The 22,358-nt window shown below is 72.1% G+C and carries 23 protein-coding genes; 7 read left to right on the forward strand and 16 right to left on the reverse strand.

The window, feature by feature from the left end:
- The first annotated feature begins 187 nt into the window (after window positions 1-187).
- Window positions 188-475, forward strand: a complete 288-nt coding sequence (locus KUM38_RS06335; protein WP_217128272.1) for a zinc-ribbon domain-containing protein — start codon at window positions 188-190, stop codon at window positions 473-475.
- Window positions 476-487: 12 nt separating this feature from the next.
- Here KUM38_RS06335 and KUM38_RS06340 read toward each other — a convergent pair whose 3' ends face one another.
- Window positions 488-1,195 (reverse strand): TIGR03943 family protein, encoded by a 708-nt coding sequence (locus tag KUM38_RS06340; protein WP_217128292.1) that lies wholly within the window; start codon window positions 1,193-1,195, stop codon window positions 488-490.
- Window positions 1,196-1,203: 8 nt separating this feature from the next.
- On the reverse strand, window positions 1,204-2,286 hold the full coding sequence (locus KUM38_RS06345) for a permease (protein ID WP_308408911.1): 1,083 nt from the start codon (window positions 2,284-2,286) through the stop codon (window positions 1,204-1,206).
- Between the two features lie 191 nt (window positions 2,287-2,477).
- Between KUM38_RS06345 and KUM38_RS06350 the strand changes: the two genes are divergently transcribed.
- Window positions 2,478-4,364, forward strand: a complete 1,887-nt coding sequence (locus KUM38_RS06350) for an NAD(P)-binding protein (protein ID WP_217128294.1) — start codon at window positions 2,478-2,480, stop codon at window positions 4,362-4,364.
- 131 nt (window positions 4,365-4,495) lie between these two features.
- Here the strand turns inward: KUM38_RS06350 and KUM38_RS06355 are convergent, their stop codons facing one another.
- Window positions 4,496-6,346, reverse strand: coding sequence for a prolyl oligopeptidase family serine peptidase (locus tag KUM38_RS06355; RefSeq protein WP_217128273.1), 1,851 nt, complete (start codon window positions 6,344-6,346; stop codon window positions 4,496-4,498).
- Between the two features lie 157 nt (window positions 6,347-6,503).
- On the opposite strand from KUM38_RS06355, the gene KUM38_RS06360 reads away from it, so the two are divergent.
- The gene (locus KUM38_RS06360) at window positions 6,504-7,343 is read left to right on the forward strand and encodes an SURF1 family protein (RefSeq protein WP_217128274.1); all 840 of its coding nucleotides are present in this window, start codon (window positions 6,504-6,506) and stop codon (window positions 7,341-7,343) included.
- Between the two features lie 24 nt (window positions 7,344-7,367).
- Here the strand turns inward: KUM38_RS06360 and KUM38_RS06365 are convergent, their stop codons facing one another.
- The 5 genes from KUM38_RS06365 to KUM38_RS06385 form a co-directional block, all read right to left on the reverse strand.
- A complete protein-coding gene (locus tag KUM38_RS06365) occupies window positions 7,368-8,597 on the reverse strand; it encodes a hypothetical protein (RefSeq protein WP_217128275.1) in 1,230 nt (409 codons plus the stop codon).
- A complete protein-coding gene (locus tag KUM38_RS06370) occupies window positions 8,594-9,169 on the reverse strand; it encodes a SigE family RNA polymerase sigma factor (protein WP_217128295.1) in 576 nt (191 codons plus the stop codon). Before KUM38_RS06370 ends, KUM38_RS06365 begins: the two co-directional genes overlap by 4 nt.
- Window positions 9,170-9,679: 510 nt before the next feature.
- Complete coding sequence (locus KUM38_RS06375) at window positions 9,680-10,753, reverse strand: aspartate-semialdehyde dehydrogenase (protein ID WP_217128276.1); 1,074 nt, start codon at window positions 10,751-10,753, stop codon at window positions 9,680-9,682.
- Entirely contained in the window at window positions 10,753-12,030 is a 1,278-nt protein-coding gene (locus KUM38_RS06380) for an aspartate kinase (RefSeq protein ID WP_217128277.1), read from the reverse strand. The genes KUM38_RS06375 and KUM38_RS06380 overlap by 1 nt, the downstream gene beginning before the upstream one ends.
- 183 nt (window positions 12,031-12,213) lie before the next feature.
- Window positions 12,214-12,807, reverse strand: a complete 594-nt coding sequence (locus KUM38_RS06385) for an NADPH-dependent FMN reductase (protein ID WP_217128278.1) — start codon at window positions 12,805-12,807, stop codon at window positions 12,214-12,216.
- A 101-nt stretch (window positions 12,808-12,908) separates the two neighbouring features.
- Between KUM38_RS06385 and KUM38_RS06390 the strand changes: the two genes are divergently transcribed.
- On the forward strand, window positions 12,909-13,754 hold the full coding sequence (locus tag KUM38_RS06390) for a helix-turn-helix transcriptional regulator (RefSeq protein WP_217128279.1): 846 nt from the start codon (window positions 12,909-12,911) through the stop codon (window positions 13,752-13,754).
- A gap of 1 nt (window position 13,755) precedes the next feature.
- Here the strand turns inward: KUM38_RS06390 and KUM38_RS06395 are convergent, their stop codons facing one another.
- Together KUM38_RS06395 and KUM38_RS06400 are read right to left on the reverse strand one after the other, a co-directional pair.
- The gene (locus tag KUM38_RS06395) at window positions 13,756-13,938 is read right to left on the reverse strand and encodes a DUF397 domain-containing protein (RefSeq protein WP_217128280.1); all 183 of its coding nucleotides are present in this window, start codon (window positions 13,936-13,938) and stop codon (window positions 13,756-13,758) included.
- On the reverse strand, window positions 13,931-14,743 hold the full coding sequence (locus tag KUM38_RS06400) for a helix-turn-helix transcriptional regulator (RefSeq protein WP_308408912.1): 813 nt from the start codon (window positions 14,741-14,743) through the stop codon (window positions 13,931-13,933). The genes KUM38_RS06395 and KUM38_RS06400 overlap by 8 nt, the downstream gene beginning before the upstream one ends.
- An 84-nt stretch (window positions 14,744-14,827) precedes the next feature.
- Here KUM38_RS06400 and KUM38_RS06405 point away from each other — a divergent pair, with 84 nt between their 5' ends.
- On the forward strand, window positions 14,828-15,232 hold the full coding sequence (locus KUM38_RS06405; RefSeq protein ID WP_254396762.1) for a hypothetical protein: 405 nt from the start codon (window positions 14,828-14,830) through the stop codon (window positions 15,230-15,232).
- Between the two features lie 7 nt (window positions 15,233-15,239).
- Window positions 15,240-15,866 (forward strand): ankyrin repeat domain-containing protein, encoded by a 627-nt coding sequence (locus KUM38_RS06410; protein ID WP_308408913.1) that lies wholly within the window; start codon window positions 15,240-15,242, stop codon window positions 15,864-15,866.
- A gap of 157 nt (window positions 15,867-16,023) precedes the next feature.
- Here the strand turns inward: KUM38_RS06410 and KUM38_RS06415 are convergent, their stop codons facing one another.
- The 4 genes from KUM38_RS06415 to KUM38_RS06430 all read right to left on the reverse strand — a co-directional run bounded on the left by KUM38_RS06415 (window position 16,024) and on the right by KUM38_RS06430 (window position 18,192).
- Window positions 16,024-16,404: a signal peptidase I gene (locus tag KUM38_RS06415; protein WP_217128283.1), complete on the reverse strand. Its 381-nt coding sequence runs from the start codon at window positions 16,402-16,404 to the stop codon at window positions 16,024-16,026.
- Between the two features lie 125 nt (window positions 16,405-16,529).
- Window positions 16,530-17,189, reverse strand: a complete 660-nt coding sequence (locus tag KUM38_RS06420; protein ID WP_217128284.1) for a DUF5063 domain-containing protein — start codon at window positions 17,187-17,189, stop codon at window positions 16,530-16,532.
- A complete protein-coding gene (recR, locus tag KUM38_RS06425) occupies window positions 17,182-17,781 on the reverse strand; it encodes a recombination mediator RecR (protein WP_217128285.1) in 600 nt (199 codons plus the stop codon). Before recR ends, KUM38_RS06420 begins: the two co-directional genes overlap by 8 nt.
- A 69-nt stretch (window positions 17,782-17,850) precedes the next feature.
- Window positions 17,851-18,192 (reverse strand): YbaB/EbfC family nucleoid-associated protein, encoded by a 342-nt coding sequence (locus KUM38_RS06430; RefSeq protein WP_217128286.1) that lies wholly within the window; start codon window positions 18,190-18,192, stop codon window positions 17,851-17,853.
- 272 nt (window positions 18,193-18,464) lie between these two features.
- Here KUM38_RS06430 and KUM38_RS06435 point away from each other — a divergent pair, with 272 nt between their 5' ends.
- Window positions 18,465-19,211 carry an SLATT domain-containing protein gene (locus KUM38_RS06435; RefSeq protein ID WP_217128287.1) on the forward strand — a complete coding sequence of 249 codons (747 nt, stop codon included), beginning with the start codon at window positions 18,465-18,467 and terminating at the stop codon, window positions 19,209-19,211.
- Window positions 19,212-19,221: 10 nt separating this feature from the next.
- On the opposite strand, the gene KUM38_RS06440 is transcribed toward KUM38_RS06435, so the two are convergent.
- On the reverse strand, window positions 19,222-20,772 hold the full coding sequence (locus KUM38_RS06440) for a substrate-binding domain-containing protein (protein ID WP_217128288.1): 1,551 nt from the start codon (window positions 20,770-20,772) through the stop codon (window positions 19,222-19,224).
- 137 nt (window positions 20,773-20,909) lie between these two features.
- Window positions 20,910-21,959 carry a hypothetical protein gene (locus KUM38_RS41595; protein WP_254396764.1) on the reverse strand — a complete coding sequence of 350 codons (1,050 nt, stop codon included), beginning with the start codon at window positions 21,957-21,959 and terminating at the stop codon, window positions 20,910-20,912.
- Between the last annotated feature and the right edge of the window lie 399 nt (window positions 21,960-22,358).

Genomic DNA, 22,358 nt, shown 5'->3' on the forward strand with positions numbered 1-22,358 from the left:
CGCCTCGTCGGGGGCCGCTGCGACTGCCGCGTGCCGACGCGCCCGTATCGCCGCGGTCCAGCGTGCCGGCACCGGGGCTGGTGTGCTTGTGCGGGGTGCGGCAGTGTGGTGGCCGGTCACGTTGCCGACCACGGTCAGCGTCTGGTGTGGTGGTTCGGGGGGCCGAGGCCCGGGAAGGATCGACGACATGATCATTTTTGGTACCAAGGGGTATCTGCACCAGCTCGCGATACTGACGCTGGTGTGCGCGCAGTGCGGGAATCCCGCCGCGCACACGCTCAGGAAGCGGGTCACCAAGTTCACCCTGTTCTTCGTGCCGCTGTTCCCGGTCTCGACGAAGTACACGACGCAGTGCACCTTCTGCGGCGCGGAGCAGAAGGTGACCGCGGAACAGGCCGAGCAGCTCCAGGCGCAGGCGGTCGGCGGCGGACAGGGGTACGGACAGCAGTCGCAGCAGCAGCCCTACCAGTCGTAGCCGGTCGCGGTCCTAGCCGCTCCACGCCTCGTCGTACGGGTCCTGCGGGACCGGGACCGGTTCGGCGTGGGTGACCTCGAAGTACGGGACCGGCCCGCCGTTGACGGGGTCCTTCGTACGGCGCGGGGTGTAGCGGCCGGTGACCTCCAGCCAGGTGTCCGGCCGCAGGACCGGAGGGATCGCGCCGGTGAGGGCGATCTTGACCGGCTGGGCGTCGGCGGCACAGCAGTTGAGGCCCATGCGGACCAGGTACGGGGCGCCGGTGCCGTCCAGGGCCACGAAACCGGTGATGCCGATGGGGCGGTCGCGCAGGTGACGGCCCTGGTCGTAGACCGCGCGGGCCGCGTACTCCCCGACTCCCAGGCGCAGGGGCCCCCGCTCGGGCAGCTCCGGGTAGCCGAGGGGTTCCCGCAGGGCCGTACCGGTGTGGGTGGCGCTGTAGGAGCCGAGGGCGGGCGGGGCGACCAGGATCAGGGCGAGGAGGGGGAGGGTGAGGAGCCAGGAGACACGGGGTTCCCGGTGCGACTCCCCCGGGTGCGGCCCGCGGCGCCACGCGTACCGGACCGTCGCCGCCGCCGTCGCGATCAGCACCGCGCCCGACAGCAGGAGCAGCGGGCGCAGGCCCGCCTTGACGTACCGCAGGTGGAGGTCGGTCAGGCCGGCGTGCAGCACGGTCGCGCCGAGGAGGAACAGCAGGGCCGCCTGGGCCTGGTGGTTCAGGGACGGCTTCACAGCAGTACCGCTCCCGTCAGGGCCGAGACGACCACCGCCAGGGCGAAGGTCGCGGGGGCGAAGCGCAGGGCGAAGGCCCGGCCGAACGTGCCCGCCTGCATCGCGAAGAGCTTCAGGTCGACCATCGGTCCCACGACCAGGAAGGCCAGCCGGGCCGTCAGCGAGAACTGGGTGAGCGACGCCGCCACGAACGCGTCCGCCTCCGAGCAGATCGACAGCAGCACCGCCAGGACGGCCAGCACCAGCACCGACAGCACCGGGCTGCCGGCCGCCGCGCGCAGCCACTCCGCGGGGACCACCGCCTTCAGCGTCGCCGCCGCCATCGCGCCGACCACCAGGAAACCGCCCGCGTGCATCACGTCGTGCCGTACCGAGCCCCAGAACGCCGCGCCCCGGCTCCGCCCGTCGTACGACGAACGGGCGGGCGGGCGCAGCCAGTCGGTGCGGCCGAGGCGCTGCCACAGCCAGCCCATCGCGCACGCCACCAGCAGGCTCGCGACGAAACGGGCGAGGACCATCCCGGGGTCGTCGGGGAAGGCGACCGCCGTCGCCGTCAGCACGATCGGGTTGATCGCGGGGGCGGAGAGCAGGAACGCCAGGGCGGCCGCCGGCGCCACTCCCCTGCGCACCAGCGCGCCCGCCACCGGCACGGACGCGCACTCGCAGCCCGGCAGCACCGCCCCCGCCGCGCCCGCGACGGGTACGGCCAGCGCGGGGCGTTCCGGCAGGGCGCGGGCGAAGAACGACGGCGGGACGAACACCGCGATCGCCGCCGACAGCAGGACGCCGAGCACCAGGAAGGGGAGGGCCTGGAGGACCACCGCCACGAACACCGTCATCCAGCTCTGCATCACCGGCGCGGCCAGGGCGCGGCGGACGGGGTCCTGGAACATCATCGCCGTGAGGAGGACGAGGGTGAGGAGGAGGGGGGAGGTGAGGTGGCGGGACGCCTCGTCGTGCGTCTTCTCCTCGTCCTGCGTCTTCTTCTCGTCGTGCGCCTTCTCCCCGTCCTGCGCCTTCTCCTCCCGGCCGTCGTCGGGTTCGGCGGTGCCGCGCGGGGGCGGTTTCGTGATGGCCACGGGCCGGGTGCACCTCCATGGATGCGCGCGCGAGAGAGCGGGGCCGCGCTCGGGTCCCTCCCCCTTGGTACGGAGGGCGGGGCGCGGCCGTTCAGACCCGGTCTGGAACCACCCGTCACGATGAGGCAGTCTCTTCACCCGTGGTGAGCCTCCTTCCCAACCCGGCCCCGCCCGGCGACCCGTCGGCGCACATGGTGGTGTGCGGCGACGACGGGCTCGCGCACCGGCTCGCCGCCGAACTGCGCGGTGTGTACCGCGAGCAGGTGACCCTCGTCGTGCCGCCGACCGGACGCAGCGGCCGGCAGCCGGTGGTGGGGCGGGCCCGCGCGGCCTCCGCCGCCCTGCTCGACCGGGTCGTGACCGCCGTCAACCGGGGCAACAGCGGGTCCGGCGGACCCGGCGGGTCCGACGACACCCTGGTGCCCGGCGAACGGGTCGTGGAGGCCGCCGAGCCGACCGAGGCCGTGCTCGCCGAGGTCGGGGTGGAACGCGCCGCCGCGCTGGCGCTGGTGTACGACGACGACGAGACCAACATCCGTGCCGCCCTGACCGCCCGCCGGCTCAACCCCCGGCTGCGGCTCGTCCTCCGGCTCTACAACCGGCGGCTGGGCCAGCACATCGAGGAACTCCTCGATCAGGCCGCCGCGTTGGCGGGCGGTGGCGGCGCGCCGGGACGCGGCGGGGCCGACATCGCCACGACCGTGCTGTCCGACGCCGACACGACCACACCCGCGCTGGTCGCCACCGCGCTCGTCGGCACCAGCAAGGTCGTCGACGCGGAGGGGCTGCTGCTGCGGGCGGTGGAGCGCCGGCCTCCGGGGCCGGGCGAGGTGGCCGACCCGGGGCTGTGCACCCTCGCGCTGCTCTCCGCGACCAGCAACGATCCCGCCGGGGACGAGGGTTCGGAGGACAGCGGCGAGCAGGGTCCGCAACTGCTGCCCGACGCCGCGGCGGTGGCGGCGGCGACCGGGCGGGGGACGGTGGTGCTGGAGCAACTGTCCTACTCCGGGCCCTCGTTGTCGTCCGGGCGGGGCGGGCCGCCGTTCGCCTCGCTGTTCTCGCGGCGGCTGCGGTGGTCGCTGGCGGGGCTGGTGGCGGCCACGGTCGCGCTCGCGGTCGCCCTGGCGCTGGTGACGGACGACGATCCGCTGCACGCCACGTACGTCACGCTGCTCGACCTGTTCGCGATCAACGAGCCCGCGCACCACGAGTCCACCGGCCGACAGGTGCTGCAACTGCTGTCCGGAGTGGTGGGGTTGCTGCTGCTGCCGGTACTGCTGGCGGCGGTGCTGGAGGCGCTGGGGACGTTCCGCACGGCGTCGGCGCTGCGGAAGCCGCCGCGCGGGCTGAGCGGGCACGTGGTGCTGCTCGGACTGGGCAAGATCGGGACGCGGGTGCTCACACGACTGCGGGAGCTGCACATTCCGGTGGTGTGCGTCGAGGCCGATCCGGAGGCGCGGGGGATGGCCGTGGCGCGGCGGCTACGGGTGCCGGTGGTGCTGGGGGACGTCACGCAGGAGGGGGTGCTGGAGTCCGCGAAGATCCACCGTGCGGACGCGCTGCTGGCACTGACCAGTGCGGATACGACGAACCTGGAGGCGGTGCTGTACGCGCGGTCCGTACGGCCCGATCTGCGGGCGGTGCTGCGGCTGTACGACGACGACTTCGCGAAGGCCGTGTACCGGACGCTGCGGACCGCGCACCCCTCGGCGCTGACGCGGAGCCGGAGTGTCTCCCATCTGGCCGCGCCCGCGTTCGCCGGGGCGATGATGGGGCGGCAGATCCTGGGGGCGATTCCGGTGGAACGGCGGGTGCTGCTGTTCGCGGCGGTCGTCGTGGGCGGGTACGCGCAGCTGGAGGGGCGGACGGTGGGGGAGGCGTTCCGGGCGGGGGCCTGGCGGGTGCTGGCGCTGGACACGGCGGGATCCGCCTCCGGCGGGGAGGGGGTGCCGGGTTCCGGGCTGGTGTGGGACCTCCCCGATACGTATGTGCTGCGTGCCGAGGACCGGGTGGTGCTGGCCGCCACCCGGCGGGGGCTGGCGGAGTTGCTGGGGCGGCGGGCGCGGAGCGCGACGTAGCGCTGGGCGCTGGGCGGGGCGGGTTTCGCTTGCCCGCGCTCGCGGGGTGCCTCCCCCACTCTCGACTTCGCTCGAGCGGGAGGTACCCCCACCGCCCACCCGTGCCGCCCCAGCGGCACGACTGCCCGCAGCTACGGGGCGGGCAGGTGTTTGGCCGCGAAGGCGAGTTCCAGGCGGACCTGCTTGATGCGTTCGTCGACCACCAGGGAACCGTGGCCCGCGTCGTAGCGGTAGACCTCGTGGACCGCGTCGCGGGACTCCAGGCGTTTGACGTAGTTCTCGATCTGCCGGATGGGGCAGCGGGGGTCGTTGACGCCCGCCGAGATGTAGACCGGGGCCCTGACCTGGTCGACGTAGGTGATCGGGGAGGACGCCTCGAAGCGGTCGGGGACCTCCTCCGGGGTGCCGCCGAGCAGCGTGCGGTCCATCGCCTTCAGCGCTTCCATCTCGTCGTGGTACGCCGTGACGTAGTCGGCGACCGGAACCGCCGCGATGCCCACCGCCCACGCGTCGGGCTGCGTGCCGATGCCGAGCAGGGTGAGGTAGCCGCCCCAGGAGCCGCCGGTGAGGACCAGCCGGGCCGGGTCGGCGAGTCCGGAGGTGATCGCCCACTCCCGCACCGCCGCGATGTCCTCCAGCTCGATCAGGCCCACCCGGTGCTTCAGCGCGTCGGTCCAGGCGCGGCCGTAGCCCGTGGAGCCCCGGTAGTTGACGCGGACCACCGCGTAGCCGTGGTCGACCCAGGCGGCCGGGCCGGCCGCGAAGGAGTCGCTGTCGTGCCAGGTGGGGCCGCCGTGGATGTCGAAGACCGTGGGGAGGGGTCCGGTCGCGCCGGCCGGCTTCTGGACGAGGGCGTGGATACGGCCGCCGGGCCCCTCCACCCACACGTCCTCCACCGGTACCGACCCGGGCGACTTCATCCCGGGCGGGTCGAGGACCACTCCGCCCGTCGTGGAGCGCACCGCCGGCGGCTGGGCCGCCGACGACCACAGGTACTCCACGCTGCCGTCGGGCCGGACCGTCGCGCCCGAGACCGCGCCGCGCGGGGTGGGGATCTTCTCCAGCCGGCGCTCGGCCAGGTCGTAGCGGAACAGCTCGCCGCGGGCCTCGAAGCCGTGCGCGATGAGCAGCCCCGTGCCGTCCGGGTACCACTCGGCGCTCACGTCGCCCGGCAGCTCCAGCGCGAGGTCGCTCTCCTCCCCCGTCGCCACGTCCCACACCAGGGGCTCCCAGCGTCCGCGCCGCTGGTGGCCGACGAGCAGCCGGGTGTCGCCCGGCACCGGCGCGAAGCCCAGCACCTCCAGGCCCAGCTCCCGGGTGCCGCCCTCGGTGTCGTCGAGCTCGGCGACCGTCGTACCGTCGGGCCGCAGCACCCGCAGCGCGGAGTGCATCGCGTCACCGTGCTCGGTGTGCTCCACGGCGATCAGCGAACCGTCGTGGGAGAGGTCGCCGACGCCCGCCGACTCGCGGTGCCGGTAGATCTCCACGGGCGCCTCGCCCGTGCGGGCCAGGTGGATCGTCGTACCGTCCTCGTCCGTGGAACGGCCCACGACCGCCGTACGGCCGTCCCGGCCCAGCGCGAGTCCCGCCGGGTACGAAGGGTCAAGGCCCGGTGCCGCGAGTTCGTCCTCGCCGCCCGGGAACCGCTGCCGGCGCCACACGCCGAACTCGTCGCCGTCCTTGTCGTCGAACCACCAGATCCACTCGCCGTCCGGCGAGAGCACGCCGTCCGTCGTGCCGTTGGGCCGGTCCGTCACCTGCCGCTGCTCGCCCGTCGCCCGGTCCCAGGCGTACAGCTCGTACGTCCCCGTCGCGTTCGACACGAACAGGGAGCGGTCGGGGGCGTCCTCCGCCCAGTCGGGCAGGGACACCCGGGGTGCCCGGAAGCGCTTCTCCCAGTCGGGCATGCCCGCGCCCTGTTCCACTCGCTCGGTCTGGTGGTCCGCCCGGTCCGGCGCGTCGGACCCGTTGCTCTCAGTCATGACCCCATACTGCCTGTCCCGGAGGGCATCGCGCCGCCGAGGTCCCCAGGCTGTGGACAACTTCTTCCCGATCCTTCACCGCCCCCTCGTGGAGACGGCCCGCCGCACGACGACCCCGCGGGCCGGGAACCACCCGCGGACCCGTACCGTTGAGGGCGTGTACCGGTTTCTGCTGACGCCCCGCTGGTGGGGGATCAACGTCTTCCTGCTGCTCTCCATCCCCTTCTGCGTCTTCATGGGGTCCTGGCAGCTGGGCCGGTTCGAGGACCGGGTGGACAGCCACCGCGACGCCGAGGCACGGATCGCCACGGACCAGCGGGAGGCGGCCAGGCCCCTGGACGACCTGCTGCCCGTGACCAAGGCCACCTCCGGCAAGCAGGCCACCGCGAGCGGCCGGTACGACACCCAGTTGCTGGTGCCCGACCGCACGCTGGACGACAAGGACGGCTACTACGTCCTGACCCTGCTGCGCACCGACACCGGCCGGGCGCTGCCCGTCGTCCGGGGCTGGCTGCCCGGCACCCCCGATCCGGCCGAGGTGCCCGCGGCGCCCACCGGTGAGGTCACCGTCACCGGCGCGCTCCAGGCGTCCGAGACCCCGGGCAGCAACGGCGTCAGCGCCCGCGGCGGCCTGCCGCGGGGACAGACGTCGGCGATCAGCTCGGCGTCGCTGGTGAACCTCGTGGAGTACGACGTGTACGACGCCTGGATCACGCTCAACCGCGGCGACTCGGGGATGCGGGCGGTGCCGGCGACCGCGCCGGGCGGCACCGGACTGGACCTGAAGGCGTTCCAGAACCTCGGCTACACCGCCGAGTGGTTCGCCTTCGTGGGCTTCGTGATCTTCATGTGGTTCCGGCTGTTCCGCCGCGAGCTGGAGTTCGTCCGCGACGCGGAACTGGGCCTGGTCCCGGACGAGGACGGGACCGACGGGACCGGGACCGTGAACGGAAACGGGGAGCGGGAACCGGAGCGGTCGAGTCCGTCAGCGGTCTGACAACGGACCGGAGGACCGCCCCCGTCACACCGCCGTCAGCAGCCCCGTGTAGTACACCGTGCCCGCGCACGCGTTGCTCACCGTCGTGGTGGCCGCGCCCGAACCCGTGGGCGGCGTGTACGTCACCGCGACGCTGCCCTCCACCGTGCCGTCCTCCCTGACCAGCTGGGCGGCCGTGCCGCTGTCGGTGCCCGTGGACGCACCGGTCGTCGTGGTCGGGTTGTCGGTCGGTGTCGGATCGGGCGAGGGACCGCCGGTGCCGCCACCGGTGCCGGTGCCACCGCCGGTGCTGTCGCCCGGAGCCGTGCAGGGTTCGGAGGGCACCCAGGCGAACTTCACCTCGTACGCCGCACCCGGCTTGAGCACCAGTTGGGCGGCCTCCAGGGAGGGGTCGGGCAGCCCGGCCGCCGCGTCCCCCGCCACGTGCGGCGCCGAACCCACCTTGGCGGTGTCGGCGGCGCCCTGCGGGATCGCGTTCACGGAGCCGGCGCCCTCGACGGTACAGCTCACGGTGGAGACGTTGACGACCCGGAAGGAGCCGTAGACCGCGCCCGTGGATTCGGGGGCGGCGCTGGACGCGGCCGCCGGGCCGAGCTGGGCGGCGGTACAGGCGGGCACCCCGGCCGCGGTGCTGGACGAGGGGGCGGACCCCTCCGTCGTACCCGTACTGGAGCCGGTGGACGAGCCGCCCTTCTCCTTGTCCTTCTTGTCGCCCCTGTCGGTACCCTCGACCTGGTCCGAGGCGCCGCCCGCGGTGCTCTCCCCGCCCTTCGGGTCCTTGCCCTGGCCGGTGCCGCCCTGCGCCTGCGCGGCGTGGCCGACGGCGGAGGGGTCGGCGTCGGAGCCGGTGACGCCGGAGACGTGGACGAGGGCGGGGACCGCGGTGCCGAGGAAGAGGGCGGCCGCGGCCACGCCGACGAGGGCCTGGCGTTTGCGGGCCCGGCGGGCGGGGACGGCCCGGCGCAGATAGTCCAGGGTGCCGTCGCCCGGCTCCACCTCCCGCACCGCCTGCCGCATCAGGGCGCGCAGTGCCAGCTCGTCCGCGTCGAGCCCCTTGGAGCCCTGTTCGTCCAGGCCGTCGTTCACAGTTCCGTTCCCAGCGTGCGTGTGCTTCGGTTCGTTCCCGTCGCCGGATTCCCGTACGTCCTCGGGCGCGGGCACACCCTCGGACTCCCGCGCGGCGCCGGACGGGCGGGAGGTCCCCCGGACCTCCGGCCCGCGCTCCTCGCGCCGCGCGTCCTTGCCGTCGCTCATGCCGGCGCCTCCATGGCCAGCCGCAGCGCCGCGATACCGCGTGAGCCGTACGCCTTCACCGAGCCCAGCGAGATGCCGAGGGTCTCGGCGACCTGCGCCTCGGTCATGTCCGCGAAGTAGCGCAGCACCAGCACCTCGCGCTGGCGGCGCTGGAGCCCCTTCATCGCCTTGATGAGGGAGTCGCGCTCCAGCTGGTCGTAGGCGCCCTCCTCCGCGCTCGCCATGTCGGGCATGGGCTTGGAGAGCAGCTTGAGGCCGAGGATGCGGCGGCGCAGCGCGGAGCGGGACAGGTTGACGACCGTCTGACGCAGGTAGGCCAGGGTCTTCTCCGGGTCCCGGACGCGTTTGCGGGCGGAGTGGACGCGGATGAACGCCTCCTGCACGACGTCCTCGCAGGAGGCGGTGTCGTCGAGGAGGAGCGCCGCGAGGCCCAGCAGCGAGCGGTAGTGCGCGCGGTAGGTCTCGGTGAGGTGGTCGACGGTGGTGCCGGCCGCCACGACGTCGTCGGCGCCGTCACGCTGACCGGGGATACGGGCGGGGCGCGCTGCGGGCATGGGCGCGATCACCGGCATGCCGCCGCCGGACGCGCCGGACATGCGGGGTCGGCGAGCCGGGCGGGGCGGCCGGAGGGCCGTGCCGCGCGACGCTGTGAAGTCGAGTACCTCAGCCACGCCAGTTGGACACGCTTCCCCTCGTAAGGGTTGTACGCGCCGGGCGTCACTTTTGCGGTGGCCGGTGCGGCCGGCCGCCCGCCCGCGTCAGGCAGCACCACCGACAGCACATCAAATGCCCTCATGCGTCCCGCTCTTCCCCTGTATTCCATATGAACGGGCGTCCCCACGCCCGGTTCCGGACGTCCCCACGTCCGGAAAGCAGCGCCCCAGTGCCCCCGGTAGGGGGTGACCGCAAAGACGCTCCCCGCCCTCCGCTCGGTTGCGGATGACGGGGAGGTGAATCCTCGTACACGCCTGGCGCAATCCTCCGTTGCCGGAACGGCCTGATCAAGTGGCCAGGGCCGGGAATCCGGCATGCACAGGACTTACACAGATCCTACAAACGAATACTGTGCGATCCAGAACTTTTCACCGTTCAACCGCCACGAGTTCGGCGATCTGCGCGGTGTTGAGCGCCGCTCCCTTGCGCAGGTTGTCCCCGCACACGAAGAGCTCCAGCGCGGTGGGGTCGTCCAGGGCCCGCCGTACCCGCCCGACCCAGGTCGGATCGGTGCCGACGACGTCGGCGGGGGTGGGGAACTCCCCCGCGGCCGGGTTGTCGAACAGGACCACTCCGGGCGCCGTGGCGAGGATCTCGCGCGCCTTGTCGACGGTGACCTCGCCCTCGAAGCGGGCGTGCACGGTGAGGGAGTGCGTGGTGACCACCGGGACGCGTACGCAGGTGACCGCCACGGGCAGTGAGGGCAGACCGAGGATCTTGCGGGACTCGTCCCGCACCTTCATCTCCTCCGAGGACCAGCCGTCCTCCCGCAGTGATCCGGCCCACGGTACGACGTTCAGCGCGACCGGCTCCGGGAACGGCCCGGTGTTGTCCCCCACGGCCCGCCGTACGTCACCGGGGCTGGTCCCCAGCTCCGTACCGGCCACCAGCGACAGCTGTTCGCGCAGCGTCCGCACGCCCGCGTGCCCGGCGCCGCTGACCGCCTGGTACGACGAGACGACCAGCTCGCGCAGGCCGAACTCGGCGTGCAGCGCGCCCAGCGCGACGATCATCGACAGGGTGGTGCAGTTCGGGTTCGCGACGATCCCGCGCGGGCGTCTCCGCACGGCGTGCGGGTTGACCTCGGGGACGACGAGCGGCACGTCCGGGTCCATGCGGAACGCGCCCGAGTTGTCGACCACCACCGCGCCCCGCGCGGCGGCGACGGGCGCCCACCGCTCGGCGACCTCGTCGGGCACGTCGAACATCGCGACGTCGACCCCGTCGAAGGCCTCCTCGGTGAGCGCCACGACCTCGGTCTCCTCGCCGCGCACGGCCAGCTTGCGGCCGGCCGAGCGCGGGGAGGCGATCAGTCGGATCTCGCCCCAGACGTCCGCCCGCTGGGACAGGATCTGGAGCATGACCGTGCCGACGGCCCCGGTCGCTCCCACGACCGCGAGCGTCGGCCGCCCGGGACGTCCGGGTCGTACGGACTCGGCCATCAGCGGCCGGTGCCTCCGTAGACCACGGCCTCGTCGCTGTCGGAGTCGAGACCGAACGCGGAGTGCACGGCGCGTACGGCCTCCGGCACGTCGTCCTTGCGGGTGACGACCGAGATGCGGATCTCGGAGGTCGAGATCAGCTCGATGTTCACGCCGGCGTCGCTGAGCGCCGTGAAGAAGTCGGCGGTGACGCCCGGGTTGGTCTTCATACCGGCGCCGACCAGGGAGATCTTGCCGATCTGGTCGTCGTAGCGCAGGGAGTCGAAGCCGATGGTGCCCTTGTTCTTCTCCAGCGCGTCGATGGCCTTGCGGCCCTCGGTCTTCGGCAGGGTGAAGGAGATGTCCGTCAGGCCCGTGGAGGCGGCGGACACGTTCTGCACGACCATGTCGATGTTGATCTCGGCATCGGCGATCGTGCGGAAGATCGAGGCGGCCTCGCCGGGCTTGTCCGGCACGCCGACGACCGTGACCTTGGCCTCGGAGGTGTCGTGCGCGACACCGGAGATGAGAGCCTGCTCCACCTGCTTGTCCCCTTGCTTCATCGGCTCGCTGCTGACCCACGTGCCCTGCAGTCCGCTGAAGGACGAGCGGACGTGGATCGGGATGTTGTACCGGCGGGCGTACTCCACACAGCGGTGGAGCAGCACCTTGGACCCGGAGGCCGCCAGTTCGAGCATGTCCTCGAACGCGATCCAGTCGATCTTCCGGGCCTTCTTCACCACGCGCGGGTCGGCGGTGAACACACCGTCCACGTCCGTGTAGATCTCGCACACCTCGGCGTCGAGCGCGGCGGCGAGGGCGACGGCGGTGGTGTCGGAGCCGCCGCGGCCGAGCGTGGTGATGTCCTTGGTGTCCTGGCTGACGCCCTGGAAACCGGCGACGATGGCGATGTTGCCCTCGTCCACCGAGGCCTTGATCCGGCCCGGCGTGACATCGATGATGCGGGCTTTGTTGTGGACCGAGTCGGTGATGACACCTGCCTGGCTGCCGGTGAAGCTCTGGGCGTTGTGGCCCAGGTTTTTGATCGCCATGGCCAGCAGGGCCATGGAGATCCGCTCTCCGGCGGTCAGCAGCATGTCGAGCTCGCGCCCGGCAGGGATCGGGGAAACCTGCTCGGCGAGATCGATCAGCTCGTCCGTCGTGTCGCCCATCGCGGAAACCACTGCGACCACCTGGTGGCCGTTCTTCTTGGCTTCCACGATCCGCTTGGCGACGCGCTTGATGCCCTCGGCATCGGCTACGGAGGAGCCTCCGTACTTCTGCACGACAAGGCCCACGTGCGCTCCTCGCTCAGTCCGTCGTTTTCCACAGTCCGCCCACATATGTGTGCGCTGCGGTCGGCTCAGTCTATCGAGCGCCCGAAAAATCCCTCCGCGATATCGCATGGTGAGACTGCCCGGCGCCCGTGCAGGGGGCTCATGCCCCATCCCGGCGCGGACCACTCGGAAAAGCGACCCGCGTCACACCTTCCGTCGGGCGTCGTGGAGGGTCTCGGCCCACCAGTGAAGCTCGTCGAGCATCACCTTCGCCGCCGCCTCGTGGTGTTCCGGTGCCTGCCAGGTGCCCGTGTCGGTGAAGTGCTCGTAGTAACGGGGGAAGGAAACGTAGTCACGGACCGTGTGCGCCTGGAGCTCGCCGAAGATCTGCCGCAGATGCTCGATGGCCAGTAGGCCGCCCGAGGCGCCGCTGTAGCCGACGAAGCCGATCGCCTTGCGCTGCCACTGGGTGAAGTGCCAGTCGATCGCCGCCTTCAGGGATGCCGGGATGCTGCGGTTGTAGTCCGGGGTCACGACGACGATCGCGTCGGCGTCGTCGAGGGCACGGGTCAGCGGTGCCATCCCCGTCGGCCGCTCCGGGTCCGGGTCGAGCGCCGGCGGAGTGGCCGGGAGGGCCAGCGGCAGGTCGACGTCGGCCAGGTCGACGGTGGTCACCTCGAACGCGCCGTGCGCGGTGGCTTGCCGGGTGATCCAGTCGGCCACAACAGGTCCGAAGCGGCCTTCGCGGACGCTGCCGAGGATCACGGTGAGGTGGAGCGGGTTCGTGTCGGTCGTCATGGGCGATACGGTGCTCGGTGCGGCGGTGGAGAGGGAGACCGCGCCGAGAGTGGTAGTGACAGGGCCACGCTCCGGAGCGGGTGCGTTGTTACGTTGAACGCGTGAGCGACAACGAGTTGGGGATCTTCCTGCGCACCCGTCGCGAGGCCCGCACCCCGGCGGAGGTCGGCCTTCCCGCCGGGCCACGACGCCGGACACCCGGCCTGCGGCGCTCCGAACTGGCCACCCTGGCCGGAGTCAGCGTCGAGTACGTGACGCGACTCGAACAGGGCCGCGACCGACGCCCCTCGGGGGAGGTCCTGACCGCCCTCGCGGACGCGCTGCGACTGAGCACCGCCGAGCGGGTGCATCTGCACCGCCTGGTCAAGACGATCAGCGGGGCGACGTGCGGTGCGCCCCCACCCGTACGGACGGTCCGGCCCACCGTCCGGATGCTCCTCGAGCGGCTGGAACCCACCCCCGCCGTCCTGCTCAACACCCTCAGCGAGGCCCTCGCCTGGACCGAGGGCTACGACCGGCTGGCGCGCCCCCTGGGCCTGCTCGACGGCGATCCACCGAACCTTGCGAAGTTCGTCCTCACCGACGAACGGGCGCGCACGGCGTACCCCGACTGGGACCGCGTGGCGGACGACCAGGTGGCGGCCCTGAAACAGGGACCGGTCCGGCAGTCACCGGGCGGCAGCGCGCTGGTGTCCGAGCTGAGCCTGATGGCGGGACGGGACTTCACGGAACGGATGGAACGATTGCCGGGGCTGCCGACGGCGAGCGGGGTGGTGCGCATGGTTCACCCCGAGGCAGGTGAACTACGGCTGTCCTACGAGGTGTTGGAGTTGCCGGTCGACGACGGACAACGGCTGATGGTGCACCTGCCTGCCGATGCTGCCGCCGAAGTGGCCCTGGAGCGGGTACTGGGGGTGCGGAGTGGGGGGTTGCGGATGGTGGGCTAGATCAAGCTCCGGGCTGGACGGCGGCGAGGAAGGCCGACCAGGTGGACGCGGTGACGCGGAGTTCGGGGCCCGTCGGGCTCTTGGAGTCGCGGATGTGGACGGTGCCGTTCACGGCGACCTCGACGCAGTTGCCGCCCTCCGAGTCGCTGTAGCTCGACTTGAACCACGTCAGCTGGTCATTCATGGCGATCCACCATCCGCTCGATGAAACGGGCCGACTCGGCAGGGCTGAGCGCCTGCGTGCGGATCATGCTAAGCCGCTCCGTCGCAAGGCTGACAACCCCTGGATCGGCCGAAAGTTCGCTCACCAACGGGCCTTCGGCGAAAGCGAATCGTTCGTGGTCACGAGTCTCCAGCAGGACCATCGGTCCCATCAGCGCAACGGGGATGGCCCTATCGAACGGGAGTACCTGAAGCACGACGTTCCGGAGCCGAGACACATCAAGCAGATGACGCAACTGGTCCACGTCCGCCTGCGGGCTGCGCAACGCCGCCTCGTAGACAACGAAGCTGAAGCCCACCGGCGGCTTCCGCTCGGTGAGGATGGCCTGCCGCGCCATGCGAGCGACGACACGTTCTTCCGCCGTCCCGTCGTCCAAGGGCGGGACGTGGTTCTCGATCAAAGCCCGTGCATAGCTCTCCGTCTGCAACAGCCCAGGAACATAGGTGGCTTCGTAGGACCAGTGACTGCTTGCCTCCTTCTCCCGCTCCATGAAGTCCTGCGCCCGCGCCGGGAACCTCTCCCGCTGCAAGTAGTCCTTCGCCGCGCTCAACAGCCCCTCTGCGCGGCACAGTTCATCCGCGACGTCGAGCACGCGCGGCGTCGGCATCCGTACCCCCTGCTCCATCGACTTGATGGTGTCCGGGGAGTAGTTGGCCGCCTCGGCGAGCTGCTCGCGGCTGATGTTCGCCTTCGTGCGCCAGCGCTTCATCTGGTTTCCGCTGTAGCGCCAGGCGACGGGTGGCTGGGAGTTGTTCTGGCCGGACACGGCACCCACCTCCGACTGGTACACCCCGGCGCGTATCCCCGAGGTCACTACCGAGCGTAGAGACATGGACGCCACTGTGTGACCATGACGAGCGCAATTCACCGCCCCGCCTGGGTCCCCCTCCTCGGCCACCGGCTCCACGTCGTCGGTGTCCACTTCGACGCCGTACGCATCGAGGGTCTGCACGGCGAGCTGGTCGCCGACCATCTGATCGAGGCGACGGACGAGGACGCGGGGCCCATCGTGTGCGAGGTGACACGAGGCCGCTGGGTCTACTTCCTGCTCCCGCCCGGAACCGTGCGGCGGCACGACTGGCCGCCCGGGGTGCAGCAGCTCTCCGGCCGGGGCGACCCCACGGTCACCTACATCGGCGTCCCGGCACTCGACGGCAACACCTGGCCGCTGCGCTGGTACAGCGCGCCGACGCCCACCTCGCCGTACGTGTGCGCGGCGAAACTGGGTGCGGCGCTGGGTGTCGGTGCCGCATGATCACACCGTGACGGAGCCCGTGGAGAGATCGGACGAACTGCCGCAGGCGGCGAAGGACGGCGACCCGGCGCTGGTGACACGGCTGCTGGAGGCGGGCGTCGGCGTGGACGCGATCGGCCGGGAGGGACGGACCGCGCTGGACCTGGCGGTGCAGGAGGGGCACGCGGAGGTGGTCCGGTCGCTGCTCGCCGCGGGTGCCGACGCCGAGGGGAACGCGGGGCCGTACCACGAGCTGACGCCGATGACCGAGGCGGCGATGTTCGGCCGCGCGGCAGTCATGGAGGTGCTGATCGACGCCGGGGTGTCCATGGGGGCCCAGCCGGTCCGGATCCCCTACGTGCCCCTTTCGCTCGCGGCGTCCCTCGGGCACACGGACGTCATGGAGCCGCTGCTGGACCGCGGGGCGGACATCGAGGACCGGGACTTCAAGGGCCGGTCACCTCTGGAGTGGGCGGCCGCGTTCGGGGAGGCGGAGGCGGTGCGCCTGCTGCTCGACCGCGGTGCCGAACCCACGGCGAGGGCGCTGACCGGCGCGCACAAGAACGTGGGGTGGCGTCCGGAGCGGGCCGAGGACTACGCACGCGTCCTCGACGCCCTGCGTGCCGCCGGGGCCGTCGACACCGAAGGGCGGTGAACCACTGATCCCGTTGCTCCTCGCCCCGCTCGGGCCACGCCCACCGTTCGGTCGCCGTACGCGCGGTCTGCTTGCGGGGCCCCTCACTCGGCGTCGGGGGCCTCGGGCCGGCTCTTCCGGATCTGGTTCTTGACGTCTGTCCAGCCGCTGTACCGGCTCATCGGGTCTCCCCGTCCTCCGCCACCGCGTAACCGGGTACGGACGGCCACCGGACGGTCAGCACCACCGACTCCTCCTCCGCGCACCATGAGTGGTCGACTCCCCGTCCCCACACGACGTAGTCGCCCTGCTCTTCCAGAAGGACGCTGCGGCCGGGGAGTTCGACCCGGAAACGGCCGCTGATGAGGACCAGGAGAGCGGTGCGCTCCTCGCCCTCCACCCACTGCGCCCGCTCGTCGCCACGGGGGTGGACGCCCCATTTGATCTCCACCGCCTCGCTGTGGCGCGGGTCTCCGGCGTCCTTGAAGTGCCCGAGGAGCCAGCCCCGGTCCAGTGCCGCGTCCTTGCCCGCGTTGCCCACGTACACGCTGCCGTTCACGCCGCGGACGCTAGCAGGGACACACCCATCCCAAAAAGCGTGAGCACATCGGCCGACACCGTCCATTAGGTGCTCATTTGAGCGCTTAATGGACACTCGCCCGCCATATGCTCACGCCTTTTTCATCACATGACCGGTCGCACGCCCAGCGGGGTGCCGATCTCCTCGGCCATGACCTTGCCCGCCTCGAACTCCAGGGTGTCGTCGCCCATGCCCTGGTCGGTGTCGAGGCCGTCGAGTTCGGCGAGGGGCTGGTTGAGGCGGACGTGGGCGACCACCGACTGGAGGGCGCGCAGGGTCGCGGACGCCGTGGAGCCCCAGTTGGAGAAGTAGGAGAACTGCCACCACCACAGGGCCTCCGTGGTACGGCCGGCCTTGTAGTGGACCATGCCGTGGCGGAGGTCGGTGATGACGTCGGTGAGGTCGTCGGAGATGCGGGCCGGGACCGGGGCCTTGCGGGGCTCGTAGGGGTCGAAGACCTCGGAGTAGACGTCGATCGGGTCGAGCATCCGGGCGAGGTTCTCGCGGAGTTCGTCCACGTCGGCCTCCGGGCCCGGGTCGGGCTCGTAGCGCTCGTCCGGGACGATGTCCTCGTGCGCGCCCAGACGGCCACCGGCCAGGAGGAGCTGGGAGACCTCCAGGAGGAGGAAGGGGACGGCCGAGTCCGGCTCGTCGCCCTTCGCGACCTCCGTGACGGCGACCAGGAAGCTCTCGATCTGGTCCGCGATCTGGACCGCGAAGTCGTCCGGGTTCTGGTTCGTCGCGTGCAGCGTGGCATCAGACATCTAGGAGTCGTCTCCCCTCGAAGGCGCGGCCGAGGGTCACCTCGTCCGCGTATTCCAGGTCGCCGCCCACCGGGAGGCCGCTGGCCAGGCGGGTGACCTTCAGGCCCATGGGCTTGATCATGCGGGCGAGGTACGTCGCCGTCGCCTCGCCCTCCAGATTCGGGTCCGTGGCCAGGATCAGCTCCGTGACCGTACCGTCGGCCAACCGTGCGAGAAGTTCTCGTATACGCAGGTCGTCGGGGCCGACCCCGTCGATCGGACTGATCGCGCCACCCAGCACGTGGTAGCGGCCCCGGAACTCACGGGTGCGCTCGATGGCCACGACGTCCTTGGGCTCCTCGACGACGCAGATGACGGCCGGGTCGCGGCGGGCGTCGCGGCAGATGGTGCACTGCTCCTCCTGCGCGACGTTCCCACAGGTCGCGCAGAAGCGGACCTTCGCCTTGACCTCCATCAGCGCGTGCGCCAGACGCCGTACGTCCGTCGGTTCCGCCTGGAGGATGTGGAAGGCGATCCGCTGCGCGCTCTTGGGACCGACGCCGGGCAACCGCCCCAGCTCGTCGATGAGGTCCTGGACCACGCCTTCGTACAACGGACTGCCGTCCCTTCCTGGTGTTCCTTCAGTACGTACGGTAGAGGCCCGCGGGCCGTCTGAGAAAGGTCAGAACGGGAGACCGGGGATGCCACCGCCGCCCAGCCCCTGGGCCAGCGGGCCGAGCTTCTGCTGCTGAAGGGCCTGGGCGTTCTCGTTGGCCGCCTGGACCGCCGCGACGATCAGGTCGGCGAGGGTCTCGGTGTCCTCCGGGTCCACCGCCTTCGGGTCGATCACGAGGCCGCGCAGCTCGCCGGAGCCGGTGACGGTGGCCTTCACCAGGCCGCCTCCCGACTGCCCCTCGACCTCGGTCCTCGCCAGCTCCTCCTGGGCCCTGGCCAGGTCCTGCTGCATCTTCTGGGCCTGCTGGAGCAGCTGCTGCATGTTCGGCTGGCCACCACCGGGGATCACGATTCGGCTCCTTGGTCGGTCCGTCGGTAAGGGTTTTACCGTTCGGCACGAGCCTACGTGGTCACGGGAGCCGTTGCCCCGGCACTCTTTCGAGTGAGTCGCGGTGGGGGCCCTATACCTGATCACGGCCATCTTCCGGGCGACAAAGAGCCCGAACCCCCGACGCCGCCACCCGTTGGGCGGTAGGAAGGGTCAGGCGCGCGAGCACGTGGCGTCACGTTTCATGGACGGACAGTACGCGGAGTCAGCAGGGGTCAGTAGGGAGATACCGGGTGGGTCAGCCGGAGATGCAGCCCGAGGGGCGGCCTCAGGACGGGCGGGGCGAAGGGGCGGACGGGCTGTGGCCGGGCGACCTGGAGGGGCGGGAGTTCCCGCTCGGGGACTGGGGCGAGCCGGCGGCCCGACTGGACGAGCTGTACCGGTGGGTGGAGCGCGGCGCGCTGGACACGGCCGCCTGGTATCTCGCGGACCGGGTGTGGAAGCGGCGGTGCGCGTGGGCGCTGCGGGCCGGGACGGCCGCGGGCGCGCTGACCGGGGCCGCGCTGCCGCTGCTCGATCTGACCGGGGTGGCCGACGGGTCCGCGCCCTGGGGCTATCTGGCGCTGCTGCTCGGGGTGGCCTGTGTGGCCGGGGACCGGTTCTTCGGGATGACGTCCGGCTGGATGCGGGACGTGGCGACCGCGCAGGCCGTGCAGCGACGGCTGCAGGCGTTCCAGTTCGACTGGGCGTCGGAGTGCGTGCGCGAGGTGCTCGGCCCGGCGGACGGCACGGCGAGCGAGGCGTCCGAGCGGTGCCTGTCGGTACTGCGCCGGTTCTCGGAGGACGTCACCGAGCTGGTACGGGTCGAGACGGCCGACTGGATGGTGGAGTTCCGCACGGGTGGCGCGCCGCTGGGCATCCAGACGGCGGTGGCGGGCGCGGGGCGCCCGGAGGGCTCCCTCCCGCCCGGCCGCTTCCCGTCCCCGCAGGGGCCGGCCCGTCCCAACATGCCGCGGCAGCGTCCGCCCGAGCCGCGCTGAGCCCGTTACGTCACGGCAGGGGCCGCTCGCAGAGCTCCATCCCCGCCGGGGTCCAGCACGGCAGGTGGCCGTGGGTGCGGATCGCCTCCTGGCCGATGCCGCGCGTGAGGTACGTCAGGAAGCTCGACGCCAGCGAGTTCGCCGGCGGTTGCCCGTAGGTGTAGGCGTACTCGACCTCCCGGTACGGGTAGGAACTCGTCCCGCGCTCGATGGCGTCGACGGACGGGGCCTCGCCGTCGAGGTTCAACCGGTGCAGCCCCTTGGCCCGGGAGGCGCGGGCGTGTTCGCTGTAGCCGATCGCGCCGGGGATCTCGGCGACGGTTTCCAGCACCTGTTCGGTGGAGTCGAGTTCACAGCGGATGACGGGGGCGGTCGGGTCGTCCTTGTGCACACAGTCGACGGAGGAGTGGGCGATCTCGCCCCGGCCCAGCACGCGGCGCTGGAAGACCTGTCTCGTGCCCGAGTTGGCGTCCCGGCTGACGAGGTGGACCGGCAGGTCCGGGCCGCCGAGCTCGTTCCAGTTCGCGATCTCGCCCCGGTACAGCCGTCGTACGTCCGCCGTCGACAGGTTCCGCAGCCCCACGTCCTCGTTCACCACCAGCGCGAACACCGACACCGCCACCTGAGTCTCGCGCAGTTCGGACAGCCCGCTCGGCTTGGGTCCGTCCGACAGGGCCACCAACGGCGGCGAGCCGTTCTCAGCCTCCGCTCCGGCCGCCGCCAGGTCCCGTATCCCGGCCGTCGACCCGTGCAGGTCGTCCACCTCGATGCGCGGTTCCTCGTCCGCGCAGTCCTCCTCGTACTTCTCCGCGACCTCCCGCAGCACCGGCGCGAACGCCGTCGATCCGGTGAGGGTCAGGGTGCCGCTCCTGCAGCCGATGGGGGGCGGGCTGTCGTCCTGGGCCACGACGATCACCGCCAGGGCCACCACGCACAGCGTGAGCGTGATGGTGATCAGTCGCGCCGCACGGCTGAACAGCGGGGCCTTGTCGTCCGGGGTGGCACTGCGGTTGCGGTGCACGTCGCCCTCGCTGAGGTCGCCGCTCAGCTGGATCTCGTCGCCCACGCGGCCGCCGGAGAGCAGCACCAGCAGCTTGTAGTAGGCGCCCCGGTTCAGCGGTACGCGCGGGAGGCGCAGGGTGCCGTCCTGGTAGCCGAAGCCGCGCTCCTGGGTGAAGTGCTCGAGGAGGTGGCTGGTCTCCGACGGCTGGGTGACCGAGACGCCGAGGATGGTGCGCTCCGTGAACTCCACGGTCAGGCCGTGGCTTCCCGGGCTCTGGTAGTCGTCGCGGCCGATGGTCTGCGAGCCGTCGTTCTCGATGCGCAGCAGCACCATGCTGGCGTGCGTCATCCCCGCCGCCGCCGTGTCGAACCAGCCCTCCCGCCGGATGGTGCGGCTCGACCGCTGGCCGTCACCGATCGGGGCGTCCAACTGCACGCGGTACCCGATGCGTTTGCGGCGCGGCACCCGCCGCTCGTACCAGACCATGACGGCGGAGGCGACGACACCGAGGATCGCCGTCGCCACGGCCACCAGATTCTCCGCGCTCAGCCACTGCATCGTGCCGCCCCCGCCACTGCCCGCACGTCCGACCGGGCAGCCACCGTACGACTGTGCGAAGCGGTCGGCGGTGTTCGTTCGCCGGAGTTCGCCGAACGTTCAACCCTGCTGGATGAACGCGGAGTTGGTGCGGTGCGTCAGTCCCGCGCGTAGGTGAGCTGTTCGCCGTTTCCGGTGTTCACGCGCTGGAGCGAGCCGTCGGGGAGGAGGACGATCTCGCTGGCGGCTCCCGGGGTGCAGGCGCTGCGCGGCTGTCCGACCGTCACGGAGGACGGGCCGAGTTCCAGCCGGTCGCCGGAGCCGCCGGTGAGGCGGGCCTCGAAGACGCAGTGGTAGGTGCCGCTGCCGGTGGGCCCGTCGGCGACGAGGGACATGACCGTGTCACCGACCTCGCCCTGCTGGAGGGTCAGCTTGCGGGTGTGTTCGCCGCTCGCGTTGTCGATGGTGGTGGACCAGCTGCCCAGGTAGTCGGCGGGGACGGTCCCGTCCGCGGGTGCGGAGGTGCCGGGCCGCTGTGTGCCGGTCGGCTGTGTGTCGTCCGGGGTGGTGGGACCGGTGCTTCGGGACGCGCTGCCGGGCGACGGGGCCGCGGTGGGGTCGCCGCCGGCGCGGTTGCCGGTGTCTTTGCCGCTCATCAGCGCGTACACGGTGCCGCCGGCGGCGAGCGCGACGACCAGCGCGATCACCACGAGCAGCACGGTGGAACGACGGTCCCGGCGCGGCTCGGACGCCGGCCCGAACGGCGGTGGACCGTAGGGCGGGGTCCGGTCGGCGGCGTACCCGTTGTAGGGGTAGCCGTACGCGGGCTGCTGAGGGTGCCCGTACGGCCCCGGTGCCGGGGGTGGGGCGGGGGTGTTCTGACCCGCCACGAGGGTGGGCAGATGATTCGCCCCCGGCTGCCCGGGCGGGGGCGGGGAGGCCGTGCCGGCCTCGGGCGGCACGGCGGAGTCGTCGGCGGCACGGGCGTGCTCGGGGGTACCGGCGTGGTGGCCCGCCCAGGGCGGTACCGCCGGCCCGACGGGCGCGCCAGGATGTGCCGCCCCGGGCGGCACTTGGTACTCGGCGGGGGGTGCGTCGGGGTACGCCCCGGGTGGCCCTTGGTGCCCGGCGGCGGGTACGTCGGGGTACGCCCCGGGTGGCCCTTGGTGCCCGGCGGCGGGTACGTCGGGGTACGCCCCGGGTGACACCGGCTGTCCGGCTGCCGGCGCGGCCGGAACGGCGGAACCGCCGGGCTGCCCGGCGGCATCGGCCGGAACGGCGGGACCGCCCTGCGCGGCAGCGGACGTGCCGGAACGCGCCGGCCCGGGCGGCAGCTGCTGCCCGTCCGCCGGTGCCGGAGTGGGGGCACCGCCCGGCTGCCCGGCTCCGGGTGCGCCGGGACACTCCGCGGAATCGTCCGCCCCGACGGGACCGGCCTGCCCGGACCCACCGGACGCGCCCGGCCCGGGCGGCAACTGCTGCCCGGCCCCCGATGCCGAAGCAGGGCCGGGGCTACCCGGATGTACCGGCGGCCAGGCGGCCGGAGACGCGCCCCCCGATGCCGAAGCAGGGTCAGGGCTACCCGGATGTACCGGCGGCCAGGCGGC

The organism is Streptomyces sp. AC558_RSS880, assembly GCF_019049255.1.
Lineage (GTDB): Bacteria > Actinomycetota > Actinomycetes > Streptomycetales > Streptomycetaceae > Streptomyces.

What these genes read in the sequence shown, in the direction of transcription:
- KUM38_RS06335 (WP_217128272.1), top strand. Translation starts at nt 188, where the DNA reads ATGATCATTTTTGGTACCAAGGGGTATCTGCACCAGCTCGCGATACTG.
- KUM38_RS06350 (WP_217128294.1), top strand. Translation starts at nt 2,478, where the DNA reads ATGGTGGTGTGCGGCGACGACGGGCTCGCGCACCGGCTCGCCGCCGAA.
- KUM38_RS06355 (WP_217128273.1), bottom strand. Translation starts at nt 6,346, where the DNA reads ATGACTGAGAGCAACGGGTCCGACGCGCCGGACCGGGCGGACCACCAG.
- KUM38_RS06365 (WP_217128275.1), bottom strand. Translation starts at nt 8,597, where the DNA reads ATGAGCGACGGCAAGGACGCGCGGCGCGAGGAGCGCGGGCCGGAGGTC.
- KUM38_RS06370 (WP_217128295.1), bottom strand. Translation starts at nt 9,169, where the DNA reads ATGCCGGTGATCGCGCCCATGCCCGCAGCGCGCCCCGCCCGTATCCCC.
- KUM38_RS06375 (WP_217128276.1), bottom strand. Translation starts at nt 10,753, where the DNA reads ATGGCCGAGTCCGTACGACCCGGACGTCCCGGGCGGCCGACGCTCGCG.
- KUM38_RS06385 (WP_217128278.1), bottom strand. Translation starts at nt 12,807, where the DNA reads ATGACGACCGACACGAACCCGCTCCACCTCACCGTGATCCTCGGCAGC.
- KUM38_RS06395 (WP_217128280.1), bottom strand. Translation starts at nt 13,938, where the DNA reads ATGAATGACCAGCTGACGTGGTTCAAGTCGAGCTACAGCGACTCGGAG.
- KUM38_RS06405 (WP_254396762.1), top strand. Translation starts at nt 14,828, where the DNA reads ATGACGAGCGCAATTCACCGCCCCGCCTGGGTCCCCCTCCTCGGCCAC.
- KUM38_RS06420 (WP_217128284.1), bottom strand. Translation starts at nt 17,189, where the DNA reads ATGTCTGATGCCACGCTGCACGCGACGAACCAGAACCCGGACGACTTC.
- KUM38_RS06440 (WP_217128288.1), bottom strand. Translation starts at nt 20,772, where the DNA reads ATGCAGTGGCTGAGCGCGGAGAATCTGGTGGCCGTGGCGACGGCGATC.